The organism is Spongiibacter sp. (assembly GCF_984394615.1).
Genome location: NZ_CFHTQA010000003.1, coordinates 119,427 through 137,386, shown reverse-complemented (window position 1 = coordinate 137,386; position 17,960 = coordinate 119,427). Strand labels below are relative to the sequence as shown.

The 17,960-nt window shown below is 57.6% G+C and carries 19 protein-coding genes; 7 read left to right on the top strand and 12 right to left on the bottom strand.

Annotated elements, in window-relative coordinates; translation table 11 throughout:
• Window positions 1-7: 7 nt before the first annotated feature.
• The 6 genes from mreC to AC5DB9_RS02460 are packed head-to-tail and all read left to right on the top strand — an operon-like array spanning window position 8 to window position 8,057.
• Window positions 8-841 carry a rod shape-determining protein MreC gene (gene mreC, locus AC5DB9_RS02485; protein ID WP_084495511.1) on the top strand — a complete coding sequence of 278 codons (834 nt, stop codon included), beginning with the start codon at window positions 8-10 and terminating at the stop codon, window positions 839-841.
• 3 nt (window positions 842-844) lie between these two features.
• Entirely contained in the window at window positions 845-1,330 is a 486-nt protein-coding gene (mreD, locus tag AC5DB9_RS02480; protein WP_022959621.1) for a rod shape-determining protein MreD, read from the top strand.
• Between the two features lie 4 nt (window positions 1,331-1,334).
• A complete protein-coding gene (locus tag AC5DB9_RS02475; RefSeq protein WP_272993878.1) occupies window positions 1,335-1,898 on the top strand; it encodes a Maf family protein in 564 nt (187 codons plus the stop codon).
• A 4-nt stretch (window positions 1,899-1,902) separates the two neighbouring features.
• Entirely contained in the window at window positions 1,903-3,375 is a 1,473-nt protein-coding gene (gene rng / locus AC5DB9_RS02470; protein WP_022959619.1) for a ribonuclease G, read from the top strand.
• Window positions 3,376-3,425: 50 nt separating this feature from the next.
• Window positions 3,426-7,244 carry a YhdP family protein gene (locus AC5DB9_RS02465; RefSeq protein ID WP_272993880.1) on the top strand — a complete coding sequence of 1,273 codons (3,819 nt, stop codon included), beginning with the start codon at window positions 3,426-3,428 and terminating at the stop codon, window positions 7,242-7,244.
• Window positions 7,245-7,247: 3 nt separating this feature from the next.
• Window positions 7,248-8,057, top strand: coding sequence for a carbon-nitrogen hydrolase family protein (locus tag AC5DB9_RS02460; protein ID WP_272993882.1), 810 nt, complete (start codon window positions 7,248-7,250; stop codon window positions 8,055-8,057).
• 1 nt (window position 8,058) lies between these two features.
• On the opposite strand, the gene yjgA is transcribed toward AC5DB9_RS02460, so the two are convergent.
• From yjgA to AC5DB9_RS02400, 12 genes are all read right to left on the bottom strand, one after another.
• Complete coding sequence (gene yjgA, locus AC5DB9_RS02455; protein WP_022959616.1) at window positions 8,059-8,583, bottom strand: ribosome biogenesis factor YjgA; 525 nt, start codon at window positions 8,581-8,583, stop codon at window positions 8,059-8,061.
• Between the two features lie 27 nt (window positions 8,584-8,610).
• Entirely contained in the window at window positions 8,611-9,969 is a 1,359-nt protein-coding gene (gene mgtE, locus AC5DB9_RS02450; RefSeq protein WP_022959615.1) for a magnesium transporter, read from the bottom strand.
• Window positions 9,970-10,088: 119 nt separating this feature from the next.
• Complete coding sequence (locus tag AC5DB9_RS02445; protein ID WP_272993885.1) at window positions 10,089-10,358, bottom strand: HPr family phosphocarrier protein; 270 nt, start codon at window positions 10,356-10,358, stop codon at window positions 10,089-10,091.
• Between the two features lie 19 nt (window positions 10,359-10,377).
• On the bottom strand, window positions 10,378-11,235 hold the full coding sequence (gene rapZ / locus AC5DB9_RS02440; RefSeq protein WP_022959613.1) for an RNase adapter RapZ: 858 nt from the start codon (window positions 11,233-11,235) through the stop codon (window positions 10,378-10,380).
• A 5-nt stretch (window positions 11,236-11,240) separates the two neighbouring features.
• Entirely contained in the window at window positions 11,241-11,696 is a 456-nt protein-coding gene (gene ptsN, locus AC5DB9_RS02435) for a PTS IIA-like nitrogen regulatory protein PtsN (RefSeq protein WP_272993887.1), read from the bottom strand.
• Between the two features lie 33 nt (window positions 11,697-11,729).
• Window positions 11,730-12,017 carry a ribosome hibernation-promoting factor, HPF/YfiA family gene (hpf, locus tag AC5DB9_RS02430; RefSeq protein ID WP_022959611.1) on the bottom strand — a complete coding sequence of 96 codons (288 nt, stop codon included), beginning with the start codon at window positions 12,015-12,017 and terminating at the stop codon, window positions 11,730-11,732.
• 76 nt (window positions 12,018-12,093) lie between these two features.
• Entirely contained in the window at window positions 12,094-13,575 is a 1,482-nt protein-coding gene (locus AC5DB9_RS02425; protein WP_272993890.1) for an RNA polymerase factor sigma-54, read from the bottom strand.
• Between the two features lie 132 nt (window positions 13,576-13,707).
• Window positions 13,708-14,433: an LPS export ABC transporter ATP-binding protein gene (gene lptB, locus AC5DB9_RS02420; RefSeq protein ID WP_022959609.1), complete on the bottom strand. Its 726-nt coding sequence runs from the start codon at window positions 14,431-14,433 to the stop codon at window positions 13,708-13,710.
• A complete protein-coding gene (gene lptA / locus AC5DB9_RS02415; RefSeq protein ID WP_022959608.1) occupies window positions 14,433-14,981 on the bottom strand; it encodes a lipopolysaccharide transport periplasmic protein LptA in 549 nt (182 codons plus the stop codon). The genes lptB and lptA overlap by 1 nt, the downstream gene beginning before the upstream one ends.
• Window positions 14,965-15,540, bottom strand: coding sequence for an LPS export ABC transporter periplasmic protein LptC (gene lptC / locus AC5DB9_RS02410; RefSeq protein WP_022959607.1), 576 nt, complete (start codon window positions 15,538-15,540; stop codon window positions 14,965-14,967). Before lptC ends, lptA begins: the two co-directional genes overlap by 17 nt.
• Window positions 15,541-15,542: 2 nt before the next feature.
• Window positions 15,543-16,064, bottom strand: coding sequence for a KdsC family phosphatase (locus tag AC5DB9_RS02405; protein WP_272993893.1), 522 nt, complete (start codon window positions 16,062-16,064; stop codon window positions 15,543-15,545).
• A gap of 10 nt (window positions 16,065-16,074) precedes the next feature.
• Window positions 16,075-17,043 carry a KpsF/GutQ family sugar-phosphate isomerase gene (locus AC5DB9_RS02400; RefSeq protein ID WP_272993895.1) on the bottom strand — a complete coding sequence of 323 codons (969 nt, stop codon included), beginning with the start codon at window positions 17,041-17,043 and terminating at the stop codon, window positions 16,075-16,077.
• 209 nt (window positions 17,044-17,252) lie between these two features.
• Between AC5DB9_RS02400 and AC5DB9_RS02395 the strand changes: the two genes are divergently transcribed.
• Window positions 17,253-17,948 (top strand): MlaC/ttg2D family ABC transporter substrate-binding protein, encoded by a 696-nt coding sequence (locus AC5DB9_RS02395; RefSeq protein WP_272993897.1) that lies wholly within the window; start codon window positions 17,253-17,255, stop codon window positions 17,946-17,948.
• The last annotated feature ends 12 nt before the right edge of the window (window positions 17,949-17,960 follow it).

The window sequence follows — 17,960 nt, the reverse complement described above, 5'->3', positions numbered from 1 at the left end:
CGCGGCGATTAAACCGGTATTCTCCAAACCACCCTCATCGGGTGGCCGTTTACTGGTGCTGGGCGGTCTCGCTCTGGTATTGATTCTGCTGGGCAGCCGGTTGGAGTTTATGGGTCCACTGCGAACCCAACTCTCGGCGATCGCTACGCCGTTCTATTGGCTGGCAGATATCCCCTCCCGGCTCAGCGGCGAGTTCAGTGAGCTGGTCACCAGTCGCAGCAAGCTGATCGAAGAAAACAAGGCGCTCCGGGCGGAGTCGCTGATTCTGAATGCCAAGCTGCAAAAACATATCGAGTTGCGAGCCGAGAATGTGCGGCTGCGTGAGTTGATGAATTCGGCGGAGCGGGTGACCGATACCGTCGTGGTTGCTGAGGTGGTGGCGGTCGCTTCCGACCCCAGTCGCCATATGCTCATGGTCGATAAGGGCAGCGAGGACAAAGCCTTTGTCGGCCAGCCGGTCATTGATGCCAAGGGCCTGCTCGGGCAGATTGTTGAAGTCGGTCTTCACCACAGTCGAGTGCTGCTTATTACCGACAGCGCTCACGCCATCCCTGTTCGTATCAGTCGCAACGGATTGCGGGCCATTGCCGAGGGCAGCGGGCTGATTGACGAACTCAGTGTTTCCCACGTTGCCGCGACCACCGATATCCAGGTCGGCGATCTGCTGGTCAGTTCCGGGTTGGGCGGGCGTTTTCCCGCCGGTTATCCGGTGGGTGAGGTGACGAAGGTGGCGATTGACCCCGGCAAACCGTTTGCTGAGGTGCGTGCCAAACCGCTGGCGGAGTTGGATCGCAGTCGCAATGTGCTGTTGGTCTTCAGCGACCGTCCGGCCGCGGAGTAGCTCATGGATGTGCATCCGCAGCGCCTGATTTTTATCGGACTGAGCCTGCTGATGGCGATGCTGCTGAGTCTGACCCCTCTCTCAGGAACCCTTATCTGGCTGCGGCCGGATTGGCTGTTGCTGGTCTTGATCTTCTGGTTGCTGGTGTTGCCCGAGCGTATTGGTATTGCCTTGTGCTGGCTATGTGGCCTGGTACAGGACATCTTGCTGGGCTCGGTGCTGGGGCAGAATGCCTTCTCCTTGGCGGTCGTCGCCTACATTATCCAAATTTCCTACCAGCAATTGCGCATGTTCAGCCTCCGTAAGCAGGCGGCATTAATTGGCCTGCTGGAATTGTTCCGCATACTGGTAGAACAGTGGGCGCAGAGCCTTAACGGCCTGCCCTACACCTATTGGCAGGTCTTTCTTCCCGTATTGAGTACAGCATTGCTCTGGCTGATTTTGCGCCCCACAATGAGCGTTTTGCAACGGCTCTTCGTCGCGTACTGATTCTATGAATTTAATACTGGCTTCGGCCTCGCCCCGCCGGGCTGAGCTGCTGGATCAGCTCGGGGTAAGCTACCGGGTCTGTCCGGCTGATATTGATGAAACACCGCGGTCGGGTGAACCCCCCGGTCGCTATGTTGCCCGAATGGCAAGGGAAAAAGCTGCCGCAAGCACGATATCTGACGGCGCCATTGTGCTGGCGGCAGATACCGCCATTGCGCTGGACGGTGACATTCTTGGCAAACCTGAAGATCGTGATGACGCACGCGCGATGCTGTGGCGTTTAAGCGGTCGCCGTCACGAGGTTATCACCTCCGTTGCTTTGCGCGGCGCAGGGCAACTGCTCGCAGAACAGGTGGTGACGGCGGTATGGTTTGGCGAATTGAGCGAGCGGCGGATTTCGGCTTATCTGGATACTGGCGAAGCCGACGACAAGGCGGGCAGCTATGGCATACAGGGGCGCGGCGCGCAGTTTGTGGCGCGCATCGACGGAAGCTACAGCGGCGTAGTGGGTCTGCCGTTGTATGAAACAGCGGGACTGCTGCGCACACTGGGGATGATGGTAGAGTAGAGCGATGAGCGAAGAAATTCTGATAAACGTCACGCCAGTGGAAACCCGTGTTGCCGTTGTGGAAAACGGCGTGCTGCAGGAAGTGTATATCGAACGCAGTCGTTCCAAGGGCATTGTCGGGAATATCTACCAGGGCAAAGTTGTGCGTGTATTGCCGGGTATGCAGGCGGCGTTTGTAGATGTGGGTTTGGAGCGCACCAGCTTCATTCACGCCTCCGATATCGCTTCGCTCGCGCAGGATGGCAGTGATCATGCTGATATTCGCAGCAAAATCCGCGAAGGGCAGCAACTGACGGTGCAAGTCACCAAGGATCCCATGGGCACCAAGGGGGCGCGGCTGACCACGCATCTTTCGGTATCTTCGCGGTATTTGGTGTACATGCCGGGTGCAGGGCACCTCGGGGTTTCTCACCGCATTGATGACGAGGATGAGAGGCAGCGGCTGCGCGAACTGATGGAAACCATTCTTCGGGAAGGCACGGAAGACGGCAGTCTGCCTCCCGACGGCTATATTCTCCGCACGGCGGCGGAAGGGGCCGGTGAGGATGAGCTGCGCGCCGACGTCGATTTCCTGCAGCGGCTGTGGCAGGCGGTCCAGCGCCGGATGAAGCGTGACCCCGCGCCATCGATCATCTACGAAGATCTGCCGCTGTTTATGCGTACCATGCGAGACCTGGTGCGGCCGGGGCTGGAAAAAGTGCGCATCGACTCTCGCGAAAGTTTTCAGCGCGTCGATGAATTTGCCAAGGATTTCCTGCCGGAGCTGCGCGCCAAGCTGGAGTACTATCCTGGCGAGCGGCCCATTTTCGATCTTTACAGTGTAGAGGACGAGATTCAGCGGGCCCTGGGTCGCAAGGTGGAGCTCAAGTCCGGTGGCTACCTGATCATTGATCAGACCGAGGCGATGACCACCATCGATATTAATACCGGCGCTTTTGTCGGGCACCGCAACCTCGAAGAAACTATCTTCAAAACCAATCTCGAAGCGGCTGCCGCGCTGGCGCGACAACTGCGGCTGCGCAATCTTGGCGGCATCATTATTATCGACTTCATCGATATGAAAGACCCCGAGCATCGTCGTCAGGTACTACGGGCGCTGGAGCGGGCGATGGAGAAGGATTACGCCAAGACCAGCATTACCGGCGTATCGGAGCTGGGTTTGGTCGAGATGACGCGCAAGCGCACCCGGGAGAGTCTGGAACACGTACTGTGTGAGCCCTGCCGTTTCTGCCACGGTCGCGGCTCGCTGAAGTCGCCGGAAACCGTTTGCTATGAGGTATTCCGCGAAATTCTGCGCGAGGCCCGCGCCTACGAGAGCAAGAGCCTGCTGGTGCTGGCTTCTCAAGAGGTGGTTGACCGTCTGCTGGATGAAGAGTCCGCCAGTGTTGCCGATCTGGAAGAGTTTATCGGCGCCAGTATCCAATTTCAGGTGGAGGCCATGTACACCCAGGAGCAGTTTGATGTCATCTTGCTTTGACGGGGCCTGCGTCGCAATCCGCCCTGGACTGCGGTGGGGCTGACTGAACCGTGCAGGGGCTGATCCGTCGCGCCTATGCCGTGCTGTGGAGTGTGGCTCTGCTGTTATTGGTATTGCTGGCGCTGTACGCCAGCCTTGGGCGGCAGTACATTGGGCTGGTCAGCCGTTATCAAAGCGATATTTTTGTCCAGCTTGAGGGCTTAACGGGAATTCCCTTGGCCGCAGAAAAGCTGGAGGGAAGTTGGTCGGGGCTGTCACCGGTACTGAACGTCTCGCAGCTGGATATTGGCAACGGCGCCATCATCATTGATCAGGCGCGAGTGGTATTGGATCCGATCGGCAGCTTGCTGGGTGCGGCGCCCCGTCTCAAGCAGTTAAAACTGGGGTCGCTCACCCTGCACTTGCATCAAGATGACGGCGGCCGCTGGTACTTGCCCGGTATCAGCACTTCCGGGGGCGGGGGCAGTTTTGATTCACTGCTGGATTTAATCCTCGCGGTGCGTCGCGCCAGTATGCAACACCTAGATCTGTATCTTCATTTCTCGGATGGCTCGCAGAGCCGCATTCAGAGTGAGGATTTTTCCTGGCTGAGCGACGGTGAATTCCGCCGCAGCTATGCCAATCTCCGCGCGGACGACAGTGGCGAGATTCAGTTGCTGGCCGAAGCGCTGGGTGATCCTCGTGACCGCCGTTTTTCCGCCACCGCCTACATTGCATTGGACAGCAGTCGCTTTTCCGCTCTGGCGCCACTTTTCAATGATCAGGCGCTCATCCACAGCAAGGTTGATGGGCAGCTCTGGCTGGAGTGGGAGGCCGGGCGACGGATGGGCATCACCGGCGAACTGTCGGCGGACAATCTGGCGATAGGCAGTCTCTGGGGCTCAGATGAGAGCTTCCAGAATGTTCAGATGGTTTTCAATGGCCGTCACCAGAATGGATTCTGGCGGGCGGGATTTAGCCGTTTTGCGGCCGATTGGCGAGAGCAGGAGCTGTCGCTGGACGGGCTCTTGATGTCGCACCCCGACGTCAGCACCTGGCAGTTTTCGCTGCCATCGCTGGCCCTGGACAGCGGTGCTGAGCTGCTGCGTGACAGCGGAGCCTTATCGGATTCGTTAACCGAGCTGCTCAACACCTTGCAGCCCGGCGGCAAGCTTGAGCGGGTCAGTGTCGATCTCAAGAGTGGTGAGCAGCCGGAATTCGCCTTGCGAAGCGAGTTGCACGGATTACGTCTTTCCCCTTGGCACGGTGCACCGGGGGTTACAGGGCTTAGCGGTTACTTGGAAGTGACACGTGATCGCGGTCGACTGCTGATCGACAGCGATGCGCTGGAACTGTCTTTTCCGGATTTGTATCCCGCTCCGTTTCAACTGACCGATTTTTCAACGGAGCTGCAGTGGCAGATCGCCGATCAGCGCTTGGGGCTGCACAGCGGCCCGATCGTCGCCAAGGATGGTGAGTCTCCGCTCCGCGCCTTACTGCGCCTCGATCTGCCATTTGAAGCCGGGGCGGAAGTGGGGCCGGCAATGACCCTGGCGGTTTCTGGGACGCAGCTTTCGTTGGCGACGGCTCGTCGCTATGCGCCGGATATACTGAGCGACGGTCTGCTTGCCTGGCTGGATGGCAGCTTGAAAGCGGGCGTTGCGGACCGTGCCGAATTTGTCTATCGAGGGTCGCTGCGTTCGGACGAGCACGATTTGCGAACGGTACAGCTGGCGCTGGACGTATCGGAACTCAGCCTGCAATTCCAAACTGACTGGCCCGCGTTGAATGCGGCGCGGGCTGCGGTTTATCTCGATGATGGCCAGTTGTGGGGCAGCGGTGATGGTATGACCATCAACGGTATTGCGCTGAGTGATGTTGCAGTGAGTCTTGCCCCCAATGAACGGGATATTCCTCAACTGAATGTCGGTGCCTCGGCGCGGGCCAGCTTTGCCGAGGTGCAGGCGCTGTTTCGCGACAGCCCGATTGGCGCACTGAGTGGAAACGTTATTGATGGCTGGCGGGGTGAGGGCGAGAGCCGCGCGAAGGTGTCGGTGAAGCTCCCGCTGGAAGGTCGTGCCCTGCCCGCGGTGGAGGTAGAGGCCGATATTAATCTTCCGCTGCTGTGGTTGCCGGATATCAAATTGTCGCTGAGCCAGATAACGGGGCCGTTGTATTACAGTACCGAGAAAGGCCTGCGCAGCCCGTCATTACGCGGCCGTCTGTTCGGAGAAGCGCTGAAGGCAAGTATCCGTCAGGAAAAAAGCGAGGTACGCATTGATGCCAGCAGCATGATCGATGCCGCAGATGTGCAGCGTTGGCTTGACCAGCCTGCCATGGGTTTTCTGCAGGGGCGAACACGTGTTGACATGGTGTTAAGGGCGGGAGCGGATCAGTCCGGGGTGGAAATTCGCTCTGACATGCAAGGCATTTCGGTGCGCTTGCCCCAGCCCCTCTACAAAGCATCTAACGAGCCGTTGCCCCTTCGCGTAAATGCGGGACTGGGTTCCGATGCGCCACCGCTGACCGTTGCCCTGGGTGAACTGTTTCAACTGCATTACCAGCAGCGCGGCGACGAGAGTGCGGCGGCGATTGCGCTGGGTAAGGGGGCAAGCGCGGAGCTGCGCGGTAATACCGTCAGTGTGACTGGTACCCTCGATTTTGCGGCGATGGACCAGTGGCAACTTGCGCTAACGCGCTTTCTGGAGTTGCAGAATCAAAAGCAGCACAACACGGGTAGCGGGGAATCCTTACCGGTGATCGTTGATCGTCTGCAGGTGGGCGAATTGGATGCCCTTGGACAGATGTTGCACGATGCCGTGATCAGTGCACGCAGCGATGAGTCGGTGTGGACATTGCGGGTAGATAGTCGCGAACTTGCCGGTAATATCGAAGTGCCGATGACGGAAGCTGAGCCCTATGTGCTGATGTTCGAGCGTCTGGCGCTGCCCGCACTGTCGACAGAACAGGTCGCTGGAGAAAGCGGTCTGGCGTCAGTGGATCCGCGCAGCTTGCCGATATTGGATGTGGATATCGAGCAGCTCAGTCTGGGTGGGAAAGATTACGGGCGAGTCGGTTTCGATTTGCGCCCAGACGCACGCGGTGCGCACTTCGTGTCGCTGCGCGGCCAGTTGCTCGGTGTGGATCTTGGGGATGCCAAGCGGGAAAGTCAGCTCCACTGGTGGGTGGACGACAGCGGGGAGCACCGCTCTCAGTTACGCGGCAAATTTGCGGTGCGCGATTTGGGTGAGGTGCTTAAACGCCTGGATTATGACAAGGCGCTTGAGACAACTTCCGGCAGCTTCGATCTCAATTTGAGCTGGCCGGGTGCGCCCGATGCCTGGCAAATGAGTGAAAGCCAGGGACGATTGCGGTTCCTGCTGAAAAATGGGCGTTTTCTTAAAAGCTCTGATGCCGCCAGCGGGACTCTGCGGGCGCTGAGTATATTCAACATGGCAAATATTGTGCGGCGCCTGAAGTTCGATTTTAGGGATGTGTTCAGCAAGGGCATCCATTTCGACGAGATGAAAGGCGAGCTGGGGTTTGCGAACCAGCGTCTGTACCTGACTGAACCGATGGATGTCAGCGGGCCTTCTAGTCGCTTCCAGATGAGTGGCAACATCAATTTACTGAATGAAGCACTGGATATGCGTCTGGTGGCGACGCTGCCGGTCGGCAGCAATTTACCCTGGGTGGCCGCATTGGTCGGTGGGCTGCCGGCGGCTGCAGGGGCGTTTGTGGTTACCAAGGTGTTTGAAGAGCAGGTCGACAGTTTTTCCAGCGCGGTGTACGACATTGGCGGGACGGTGCAAAAACCGGAATTGTCCTTTGAGAGAATCTTCGATGCTTCCGAGTCTGGTCCGAAGAGCGTGAAAGAGGCGAGTAAATAGCGTATGACGAACCGTTTTGCTGCGATTCAAATGGTGTCCGGTCGGTCGCTGGATGAGAATCTTGAAACGGCTGCAAGGCTGCTGAAGCAGGCGGCTGAGGAGGGCGCCGAGCTGGCGGTGTTGCCGGAAAATTTTGCGTTGATGGCGCCTACCGAGTCTATTCAGGCATTGGCGCAGCACGAGCAGCAAGCATCACAATTGCGTCATTTTCTTGCGGATCAGGCCGCTTCCCTCAGACTTTGGTTGCTCGGCGGGACGCTGCCACTGCCCGCCGGCGATGGCCGCAGCTATGCCGCTTCGCTGGCATATGACTCCGACGGTGTATGCCGGGCCGAGTATCACAAAATTCATCTCTTTGACGCCGATGTCGGTGACGCGCAGCAGCAATACCGGGAGTCGGACAGCTATGCGCCGGGTGATCAGCCTTGTGTCTTCCACAGTCCCTTTGGCCGAATCGGTGTGGCGGTATGCTATGACTTACGTTTCCCCGAACTGTTTCGGCAGATGATGGACCCGGGGATGGATGTGTTGCTGGTGCCCGCTGCGTTTACCCGTCGTACCGGGCTGGCGCACTGGTTGCCACTGCTGCGTGCCCGGGCAATCGAAAACCAGATTGCGGTGGTAGCGGCCAATCAGGGGGGGATTCACAGTCGACGCAGGCAGACGTCTGGGGGTTCCTGCATTATCGATAGTTGGGGAACCGTGCTGAGCGAGATGGGGTTTGGCGAGGGTGTGGCGCTTGCTGATATTGATCTGGCGGAGCAGCAGGCGCTCAGGCAGCGTATGCCGGTGATGCAGCACCGGCGCTTTTGAATTAGCTGGCGGCGTCTTCGTTCGCCAATTCCTGAAGTTCGCGAAGATAACGGAACAGTTTGCGCGCCGCCGCAGGGGGCTTACTGTTACTGCGTTCCTTTGCCGCCTGCACCAGAAGCTGCCGCAGGCGCTGACGATCAGCGTCGGCAAAACGCTGCATAGCCAGTTCAACGCCCGCTTGGAGCTCGCTGCTGAGCATATCGTCTCGGAGGCCTTCCAGCTCGTGGAAACGGCGGGCCAGTGCTTTCTGCCCCAAATCTAGTTCCTGCAGAGCGGCCTCAATGGCGGTGGTGTCTACCTGGCGCATCAGCTTGCCGATATATTGCATCTGGCGCCGCAAGCCCTCGCGGCTCTTGATGCGCTTCGCGGTGGCGATTGCCTCCGTCAGATCTTCATCATTAATGGGGATACGGGCCAGATCGGCATCGCCCAGTTCAACCAGACGCTTTCCCACCGCTTGCAGGGCATCCATTTCGCGCTTGCGTGCGGTTTTGCTGGGGATCATCTGCTCGTCGAAATCAGTCACGGTGATACTCTTGAGGTTTTGGGCCTGTCAGGCGTAAAAGTAGGTGGCTAGGCCAAGGAAGGACATAAAGCCGACGACGTCGGTAACGGTGGTTAGTACTACCCCGCCTGCCAACGCCGGATCAATTTTCAGGGTTTTCATCAGCAGCGGCAACACGGCGCCGGCCAGTGATGCGGTAATCAGATTGATGACCATGGCCGCGGCGATAATCGCGCCGATCAGGGGGTCGTTGAACCACAGACTTGCTGCCACCGCGACGATTACCGCCCATATCAGGCCATTGATCAAGCCCACCAGAACTTCACGATTAATCAGCCAGCGACTGTTGTTGCGGCTGATATGCCCCAGTGCCATACCGCGGATAACGACCGTCAGTGTCTGGGTGCCTGCGACGCCACCCATGCTGGCGACAATGGGCATCAGTACGGCCAAGGCAACGACTTTTTCAATTGTGCCTTCAAACAGATTGATCACACCGGAGGCGATAAAGGCCGTGAGCAGGTTGATACCCAGCCAGATGGCCCGTCGGGGGGCCGTGCTCATTACCGAGGCGAAGGTATCCTCATCCTCGTCCAGACCGGCCATACTCATCAGCGAGTGGTCGGACTCCTCTCGGATAACATCGACCACGTCATCGATGGTGATTCGGCCCAGCAGGTAATGGTTTTCGTCGACGACGGGGGCGCTGACCCAGTCCCGGCGTTCGAACAGATTGGCGACTTCCCGTGCGGGCATGGAGGCGACAATTGGCTCGACCTCGGTGTCCATGATTTCCCGAACGGTCACGCTGGGATCGGAGACCAACAGTTTTCGCAGTGACAAAATGCCGATGAACTGGTCGTTGCGGTTGACCACAATCAGGCTGTCGGTCATCTCCGGCAGCTCTTCGTGACGGCGCAGGTAGCGCAGGGCAACGTCCAGAGTAATATTGGGCCGCACCGTTATGGTGTCGGTGTTCATCAGACCACCGGCGCTGTCCTCGTCGTAGGACAGAATGTGTTCTACGCGCAGGCGGTCCTGGTGGTCCATGGATTCCAGCACTTCGCGAATAACACGATCGGGAAGCTGCTGGAGAATATCGGCAATATCATCGGCTTCGAGGCCTTCAGTGATGGCCGCGACTTCCTCGGCGTCCATTTGCCGAAGGAACTGGCTTTGCACTTCATCGCTGAGGTGCTGGAGAATATCCCCCTCGTTCTCGCTGTCGACCAGTTGCCAGAGTACGCCCCGCACTTTCTGCGGGGTGGATTCGATCAGGTGGGCAGCATCGACCGGTGGCAGGCCGTTGAGCATGCGGCGGATCTGCAGGAAGGCACCGGAGCCCAGCGCCTCGTTCAGGAGTTCGAGGCGGCTGGCGGTTAAATGCTTTTCTCCGGGTTGAGCCATAACACTCCCTGCGTAGTGCCGCCGTCGTCGGCGATCTGGAATTGTCCCGAATTATCCTTGAATCTGGGGCGGGCAACAATTGTCACCGTCGGGTTTTGCAGGAAATGTACTAAAACGCCTTACTCGCCTTCGCCGAAATAGTCATTAATCAGCTCAACGAGTGCTGACAGGGCTTGCTCTTCGTCATCACCCTCACAGCGAATTTGAATTTCGGTTCCTCTGCTGGCGGCCAGCATCATGACGGACATAATGCTCTTGCCATCGACCCATTTGTCGTTACTGCACACCGCGATATCGGCACTGAAGGCGGCACTGGTCGACACAAATTTTGAGGCGGCTCGGGCGTGAAGACCGAGTTTATTAATGATGGTAATACGGGTTTCTTGCATGGGTTCGCTCCGCCGGGGCTCAGTGCTGGAGTTCGCGATGGCGAACCTGGAGATCAGGGCATTGTGCTCTGAGTGCTGCTGCAAGGCGCTCTACCATATACACGGAGCGGTGCTGGCCACCTGTGCAGCCAATGGCAACGGTGAAGTAGCTGCGGTTACCTTTTTCGATATGTGGCAGCCAGTGTTCCAGATAATTGAGAATGTCCCGGTACATGGTTTCGACCATCGGCTGCCCGTCGAGAAAGTTTCTGACACCTTCGTCGCGGCCACTCAGGGCGCGCAGAGACTCATCCCAGTGAGGGTTGGGCAGCATGCGCAGATCGTAGACCTGATCGGCATCTATTGGCAGGCCGCGTTTAAAGCCAAATGATTTCAACTGCAGCGACATACGATTGGCGTCGACACCCAGCACCCTGTCGCGGATTGTGGCGCGCAGCTCATGTACTGTCATATCGCTGCTGTCGATGGTTAATGACGCTTCCATCACTACGGGTTCGAGCAGCGTGGTTTCCTGTCGTATTGCATCGCTGAGCGGTTGATTCGCCGTGGTCAACGGGTGGCGACGGCGAGTCTCGCTGAAGCGTTTTATCAACTTGTCGTCGCTGGCATCCAGAAAAATGATTCGCAACTGTGCGAGGTCCCGAACCTGCTCGCAAAGGGACTTGAAGCGCGAGAGTTCGTCAGGAGAGTTGCGGGCGTCGATACAAACGGCGACCTGTTGATGGACCTTGAGCTGGCTTTGCGAGAGCTCATGTACCAGCGCCGGTAACAGGGAAACTGGTAGGTTGTCGATGGCGTAAAAGCCCTCGTCCTCCAGTTGATGAAGTGCCGTACTTTTCCCTGATCCCGAGCGGCCACTGATAATGATCAGTTTCATGGCAATCAGGGCGCGCGGGTTACAGCAGTAGTGTACAGGGCTTCATCGCTGCCCGCGCTGCGCAGCTGTTGACGAAAGCCGTCGTCGTTAAACACATTGGCTAGACTGGCCAGCACTTTGATGTGCTCGTCGTGGGCTTCCGCAGGAACAATGAGTGCGAACACCAGGTCGACGGGTTGATCGTCGATGGCCTCGAAATCGATGGGCTCGGCGAGCTTCAGCAGAATGCCGGTAATCGCCGTACACTGCTGGCTTCGGCAGTGGGGAATCGCAACCCCGTGACCGATACCCGTGCTACCCAGTCGCTCTCGGGCAAGGAGTTCGTTGAACAGATCGTCAGCGCTGAACTGGCTATTGTCGTCGGCGACAAATACCGAGATCTGTTCAAGAAGACGTTTTTTACTGCCTACGGACGTACCCCAGTGGGTACGTCCTTGGCTCAGTATCGCATTAAGGCTCATATTATTAGGTATCCGGAAAAACCGGCCCGGTGCTTACCGGCCCAGGTGTTTTTCCTTGTGTTTGATCAACTGGCGATCCAGCTTGTCGGTCAGGCTGTCGATCGCAGCATACATATCTTCCGATTCGCATGTGGCGAACAGGTCCGCGCCTGCCACATGCACTGTCGCTTCCGCTTTTTGTACCAGCTTCTCGACTGAGAGCGTAACGTCCGTATTGGTGATATTGTCGAAATGTCGTTGCAGTTTGGCAAGCTTGTTATTGACGTATTCACGCAGTGCCGGTGTAACTTCAACGTGGTGACCACTGACAGTTATCTGCATATCTTGCTCCTTTTACACTCAGATCGTCCTGCGCCTCCCGGCGTAGGGTCAGGGCTGCGCGATTTAACGCAGCCAGCTATACCAGTCGCTTCCGCTCATTAGAGGGGGGAATGACCAGTGATTCTCGGTACTTGGCGATGGTTCTCCGCGCGACCTTGATACCCTGTTCGGCCAACAGTTCGGTAATCTTGCTGTCACTGAGTGGCTTCCGCGGATTTTCTGCGGCGATCAGCTTTTTGATCAGCGCGCGAATGGCGGTCGATGAGCACTCGCCGCCGGTATCGGTCGATACGTGGCTGGAGAAAAAGTATTTCAGCTCGTAAATGCCCCGCGGTGTATGCATGTACTTCTGGGTGGTGACCCGCGAGATCGTGGATTCGTGCATGCCCACGGCGTCGGCAATGTCATGCAACACCAGCGGTTTCATCGCCTCGTCGCCGTATTCGAGAAAGCCTCGCTGATACTCGACGATTTTGCTGGCGACTTTCATCAGGGTTTCATTGCGGCTCTGCAGACTTTTGATAAACCAGCGCGCTTCCTGGAGGTTGTCGCGAATATAGTCTTTTTCGCTGCTGGTACTGCTTTTGGCCAGTGCCGCATAGTGCGAGTTGATTTGGATTTTCGGGGCAATATCCGGGTTGAGTTCCACCAGCCAGCGGCCGTCTTTTTTACTGACGAAGACATCCGGGACGACGTATTCGGTATCGCCGCTACTGATTGCATCGCCGGGCGTGGGGTTCAGGGACTGGATCAGCAGCAGTGTATCCCGAAGCTGATCTTCCTTGAGGCGACAGCGGCGCATAATCTGGTTGTAGTCGCGGTTGCCAAGCTGGTCCATGTGCTGCTCTACAATCTGCATGGCCTCTTGCAGATAAAGCGTCTCGCGGGGCAACTGCCGCAACTGGATAAGCAGACACTCCTGTAAATCACGGCCACCGACGCCGGGGGGGTCGAACTGCTGAATCAAGTGAAGGACGGCGTGGACTTCTTCGATTTCGACGTCTTCATTGTCGAAGGCATCCACCAAGTCTTCAGGCGTGACGGTCAGGCGGCCTTTTTCGTCGATGGCGTCGATGATGGCATCGGCAATGAACTGATCGATTTCAGACAGGCGACTCAGGTTGAGCTGCCAGCGAAGGTGGTCTTGCAGGGAATCTGAGCTGCCGTGGCGGTAGTCATTGCTGTAATCGTCATCGCCGCTGGGAGCGCTGCTCGCCGGGCCGGAGCTTTGGTAAACGTCATCCCATTGGCTGTCTACCGGCAGGTCCTCGGGTATTTCACTGCGCTCGGCCCATTCGCTGTCAGCGTCGCTGGCGGTGGGCTCGTTTTCGTTGCTGCTGCTGTCGTTTTTGGTATCGCTGCTTTTTGACTGGATGTTGCTGTCTTGCTCGGGGGTGTCGTTTTCTTCCTCCAGTTCCAGAAGCGGGTTGGAGTCCAAGGCAGACTGGATTTCCTGTTGAAGGTCGAGGGTGGACAGTTGCAATAAACGAATCGCCTGTTGCAGCTGGGGGGTCATGGTCAGCTGCTGACCGACTTTAAGCTGGAGCGATTGTTTCATAGGCAGCGGTTTCTACTACACCAAATTCTGAAGACATTTGTGCCTGATTGGCGGCACTTTAAGGTCAGTGTAGTCCTGCCGGAGAGCGGCTGCAATAGGCGTATAAAGCAATTGCTGTGCCGATTTTTCCTATCACAACGTGAACTTATCGCCAAGATAAATATCCCTGACGACCTGGTTGTTGAGTACGGATTCGGCGTTGCCTTCGGCAACAATACGACCTTCGCCGACGATGTAGGCTTTTTCGCAGATATCGAGGGTTTCTCGTACATTGTGATCGGTGATTAACACGCCGATTCCGCGGGCCTGAAGGTGTCGAATAATGTGCTGTATGTCGTTAACCGAGATGGGGTCGACGCCGGCAAAGGGCTCGTCGAGCAAAATAAAACTCGGCTCTGTCGCCAGCGCGCGAGCGATTTCGACGCGTCGGCGCTCGCCGCCGGACAGCGCCATGCCGGGCGATTTACGGATGTGGGTAATGTGGAATTCCTGCAGCAGGGCGTCGAGCTTTTCTTTTCGCTGGCGACGGTTGAGGTCGCTGCGGGTTTCCAGAATCGCCATGATGTTGTCGGCGACGCTGAGTTTGCGAAAGATCGACGCTTCCTGGGGCAGGTAGCCAACACCGTGGCGGGCTCGGCCTTGAATTGACAGCGATGTCAGATCTTTGCCATCCAGCTCTATGCGGCCCCTGTCGGCGTTGACGATGCCGACAATCATGTAGAAACACGTGGTTTTGCCCGCGCCGTTGGGGCCCAGCAGGCCGACTATTTCGCCGCTGTTGATGCTCAGTGACACATCCTTGATCACCTCTCGCCCTTTATAGGCTTTGGCGAGATGGCTGGCTTTTAGTACGGGCATCAGGGCGTGCTCTCGGTGTCGGGTTCTGGCGCCGGTTCAGTCTCGGGGGGTTCCGTGCCGGGTTGTTGGGGCTGCAGTGTCATCTGCACGCGGCCATCGAGGCTTCGGCTGCCGCCATCGGCGACCACCAGTTGCTTGCGCCCGCTGTACACAATGCGGTCACCACTGATTTTTGAACCCTGATGGCGAATGGTGGCGTCTTTCTGCAGCAGAATTTCCTCATCGCTCAGGCTGTATTCGATCAGTCTGGCGCTCGCGGAGACTACCCCTTCTTCAGCCCGGGGCTGCTGTTCAAAATACGCCGGGCTGCCATGGGCGATGACTTTCTGCACCTTGCGGTCGTCCTCGACAATAATCAGCTTGTCTGCGCGGATTTTCAGGCTTCCCTGAGACATGTTCACGTTGCCGGTATAAATGCCCTGGTTGTTCTCGTAGGTGGCCTTGTCCGAGCTGAGGTTGATCGGCTGGCTGCGGTCGTTGGGTAATGCGCTGACCGTCAGTGGCATGGCCAGCAGGCACAGTAGCTGGAGTTTACTGCTGAGGTTCATAGTGTCCCTTTACCTGTGAAAGGAGCTCGACGCGTTCCTGTTTGAGGTCAGCGCGCATGCCCACCGAAGTCGTTGTGCCATTGGGCAGTTTAAGGTCGAGCGGCTGAGCTGTCGCGACGGTGCTGTGTTCCAGGTCAATAGTCAATTGTTGGGTACTGATCTCGGCTTCACGAATCAGGTCTTTTACCAGCACGTCGTGGCGCAACTCAAGGGATTGGCCATTTTGCGACAGCGTGCCGGATGCGGCGTTTGCAGTCCAGGGGCGTTGCTGTCCGATGTCGCCAACGTAAAAGGGTTGCTGAAGGCGAATATCGCCGCTGGATATCATTCGATCAGCGCTTTCCGCCTGCCAACGGTAGGCAATATTGCCGTCCGCGCTGTATTTCAGACCCTCTATCCCCTGCAGGTGGGAGTCCACATCCGGGATGGCGTCAAAATTATCGATCAGGCTCAGTTTGCCGCTTTCGCTGAACTGCGTCAGGTAAATCACGGTACCTGCGATGGCCGCCAGCACCGAAAGTACCGAGGCGATATTGATGCGAAAGCTACGCGAAGCCATGATTACAAGTATTGCTCCAGAGCGTCATTTAACTTGCCTTGAGCCATCAAAATCAGTTCGGCGATTTCTCTGACAGCCCCTGAGCCACCAGCCGCGCGGGTTTGCCAGTCAGCATGACGGGCGACGAAGTGGTGGCCATTGGCCACGGTGATGCCCAGGCCGGCGGCGCGGATGGCGGCGAGGTCGGGCAGGTCGTCGCCGACGTAGGCGATTTCCTCGTAGCGCAGGCCCAGATCGCTGCGCAGTTCTTCGAGGGCCGTGCCTTTATCTTCACGCCCCTGATAGATCAGCTCGATGCTCAGCTCGCGGGCACGTCGCAGCAGCAGCTCAGAGGTGCGGCCGGTGATGATAGCCGGGCGAATGCCGGCGTCGCGGAGCAGCTTGATGCCGAGGCCGTCGAGAATGCTGAACGCTTTCATTTCCTCGCCACTGTTGCCAAACAACAGGCTGCCGTCGGTCAGTACGCCGTCAACATCCATGGCCAGTAGGCGGACATTGCGAGCTTTTTCTATGACGCTTTGCATGGTTTTCCCTTTACGCGACGCCTGCCTTGAGCAGGTCGTGGGTGTGGATTACGCCAATGGGCTGCTGCTTGTCATCCAGCGCGACCAGTACCGTGATCTTATTGTCTTCCATAATGCGCAGCGCTTCGGCGGCCAGCATGCCGGGCTGAATACTGCGGCAGTTGCGGGTCATCACGTCGTCAATTTTTGCGTCGCGGATGTCAATGCCGCGGTCAATGGCGCGGCGCAGGTCGCCGTCGGTAAAGATGCCAGCAAGCGTGCCGTCGCTGTTCAGGACGGTTGTCATGCCCAGCGCTTTGCTGCTCATTTCCAGTAACGCTTCGCTCAGGGCGGCACCGCTATTCACTTTGGGAATTTCGTCGCCGGTATGCATAATGCTGTCGATTTTCAGCAGCAGTCTTCTGCCCAGCGCGCCGCCGGGGTGGGAAAAGGCAAAGTCATCAGCAGTGAAGCCGCGGGCCTCCAGCAGGGCAATGGCGAGTGCGTCGCCCATGACCAGCGTGACGGTGGTGCTGGAAGTCGGCGCCAGATTCAGTGGACAGGCCTCCTGTTCCACCCCGACATCCAGGTGGACATCGGCGGCTTGCGCCAGCTCTGATTGCGGACGCCCGGTCATGGCCAGTACCGGGACCGCCAGGAGCTTCAACAGAGGAATGAGGGTAACCAGCTCAGCGGTGGTGCCCGAGTTGGAGAGTGCGATGACCACATCGCCGGGGCGTATCATGCCCATGTCGCCGTGGCTCGCTTCTCCGGGGTGAACAAAAAATGCCGGTGTTCCCGTGCTGGCCAGCGTTGCGGCGAGTTTGCTGCCGATATGGCCGGATTTTCCCATGCCAGTGACGACCACTCTGCCCTGGCAGTTGAGTAACAGCTCGCAAGCGCGATCAAAGCTGTCATCGGTGCGGGCAAGCAGTGCGTCTACGGCGTCGCGTTCCATGCTGATGACGCGCTTGGCAGTCTCGATATATGAAGATGTCATTGCGGGAGTTTTGGCCTTATTGTTCCGGGCGAGCCATTAAGCTGGCGCTCATTTTGGTTATGATAATTTCCAATGTGACAAATTAACAGGTTTACTGCGTCTCCCCGCAGGGAGTGATTTACGTAAACTGCGGTCGGAGAAACTGTGTAATACACCACCGCGGGCTGATGGCAGGCAGTGGCTGGGGTGCGGAAAACGGAGAGTAGACAATGATGAAGAAAATTCTGGTAATGCTGACGGCGACGCTGTTCGCCGGTTTGGCGCTTGCCAAAACCGATGACTCGGCAGTGGGGCCCCATGAGGTGGTTGCAAACACCACGCAGGAGCTAATGAAAGTGATTGAGGAGGCTCGGGGTTATGTCGATCAGGATCCCGACCGCTTCAATAACGAAGTGCGTCGTATCATGGATCAGGTGGTGGACTTTCAGAGTTTTGCCCGCGGTGTGATGGGGAAGTACGGTAGTCGCGCCTACTATCAGAGCCTGACCAGCGAAGAGGACAAGGCTCAGTTTCGCGACCATGTGCTGCGTTTTACCCAAAACTTCAAAGACGGCCTGATCAATACCTATGCGAAGGGTCTGCTGGGCTTCAATGGCAATAAGATTGAAGTGCTGCCGCTGGCTGAAGACGCGGACCTGTCGGGCAGTGTTGGGGTACGTCAGCATATTTACGGTGAGCGCGCCAAGCCTTACGAGGTCATCTATACCTTGCGTCGTGACGCACAGGGCGACTGGAAGCTGCGCAATGTGATCATCGAGGGGCTGAACCTGGGTCGCATTTACCAGAACCAGTTCCGCACGGCGGTGGCAACTTACGATGGCGATATCGAGAAAGTGATCGATAACTGGACGGTAGCGCCCAAGGAAGTGATGGAACAAGCCGTTGGAGACGCTGGCGAGAAGTGATCAATCGGCGCC

What these genes read in the sequence shown, in the direction of transcription:
- AC5DB9_RS02460 (WP_272993882.1), top strand. Translation starts at nt 7,248, where the DNA reads ATGACGAACCGTTTTGCTGCGATTCAAATGGTGTCCGGTCGGTCGCTG.
- lptB (WP_022959609.1), bottom strand. Translation starts at nt 14,433, where the DNA reads ATGCCCGTACTAAAAGCCAGCCATCTCGCCAAAGCCTATAAAGGGCGA.
- AC5DB9_RS02400 (WP_272993895.1), bottom strand. Translation starts at nt 17,043, where the DNA reads ATGACATCTTCATATATCGAGACTGCCAAGCGCGTCATCAGCATGGAA.
- AC5DB9_RS02425 (WP_272993890.1), bottom strand. Translation starts at nt 13,575, where the DNA reads ATGAAACAATCGCTCCAGCTTAAAGTCGGTCAGCAGCTGACCATGACC.
- ptsN (WP_272993887.1), bottom strand. Translation starts at nt 11,696, where the DNA reads ATGAGCCTTAATGCGATACTGAGCCAAGGACGTACCCACTGGGGTACG.
- hpf (WP_022959611.1), bottom strand. Translation starts at nt 12,017, where the DNA reads ATGCAGATAACTGTCAGTGGTCACCACGTTGAAGTTACACCGGCACTG.
- lptA (WP_022959608.1), bottom strand. Translation starts at nt 14,981, where the DNA reads ATGAACCTCAGCAGTAAACTCCAGCTACTGTGCCTGCTGGCCATGCCA.
- AC5DB9_RS02475 (WP_272993878.1), top strand. Translation starts at nt 1,335, where the DNA reads ATGAATTTAATACTGGCTTCGGCCTCGCCCCGCCGGGCTGAGCTGCTG.
- mgtE (WP_022959615.1), bottom strand. Translation starts at nt 9,969, where the DNA reads ATGGCTCAACCCGGAGAAAAGCATTTAACCGCCAGCCGCCTCGAACTC.
- rng (WP_022959619.1), top strand. Translation starts at nt 1,903, where the DNA reads ATGAGCGAAGAAATTCTGATAAACGTCACGCCAGTGGAAACCCGTGTT.
- lptC (WP_022959607.1), bottom strand. Translation starts at nt 15,540, where the DNA reads ATGGCTTCGCGTAGCTTTCGCATCAATATCGCCTCGGTACTTTCGGTG.
- rapZ (WP_022959613.1), bottom strand. Translation starts at nt 11,235, where the DNA reads ATGAAACTGATCATTATCAGTGGCCGCTCGGGATCAGGGAAAAGTACG.
- AC5DB9_RS02395 (WP_272993897.1), top strand. Translation starts at nt 17,253, where the DNA reads ATGATGAAGAAAATTCTGGTAATGCTGACGGCGACGCTGTTCGCCGGT.
- AC5DB9_RS02445 (WP_272993885.1), bottom strand. Translation starts at nt 10,358, where the DNA reads ATGCAAGAAACCCGTATTACCATCATTAATAAACTCGGTCTTCACGCC.
- mreD (WP_022959621.1), top strand. Translation starts at nt 845, where the DNA reads ATGGATGTGCATCCGCAGCGCCTGATTTTTATCGGACTGAGCCTGCTG.
- AC5DB9_RS02405 (WP_272993893.1), bottom strand. Translation starts at nt 16,064, where the DNA reads ATGCAAAGCGTCATAGAAAAAGCTCGCAATGTCCGCCTACTGGCCATG.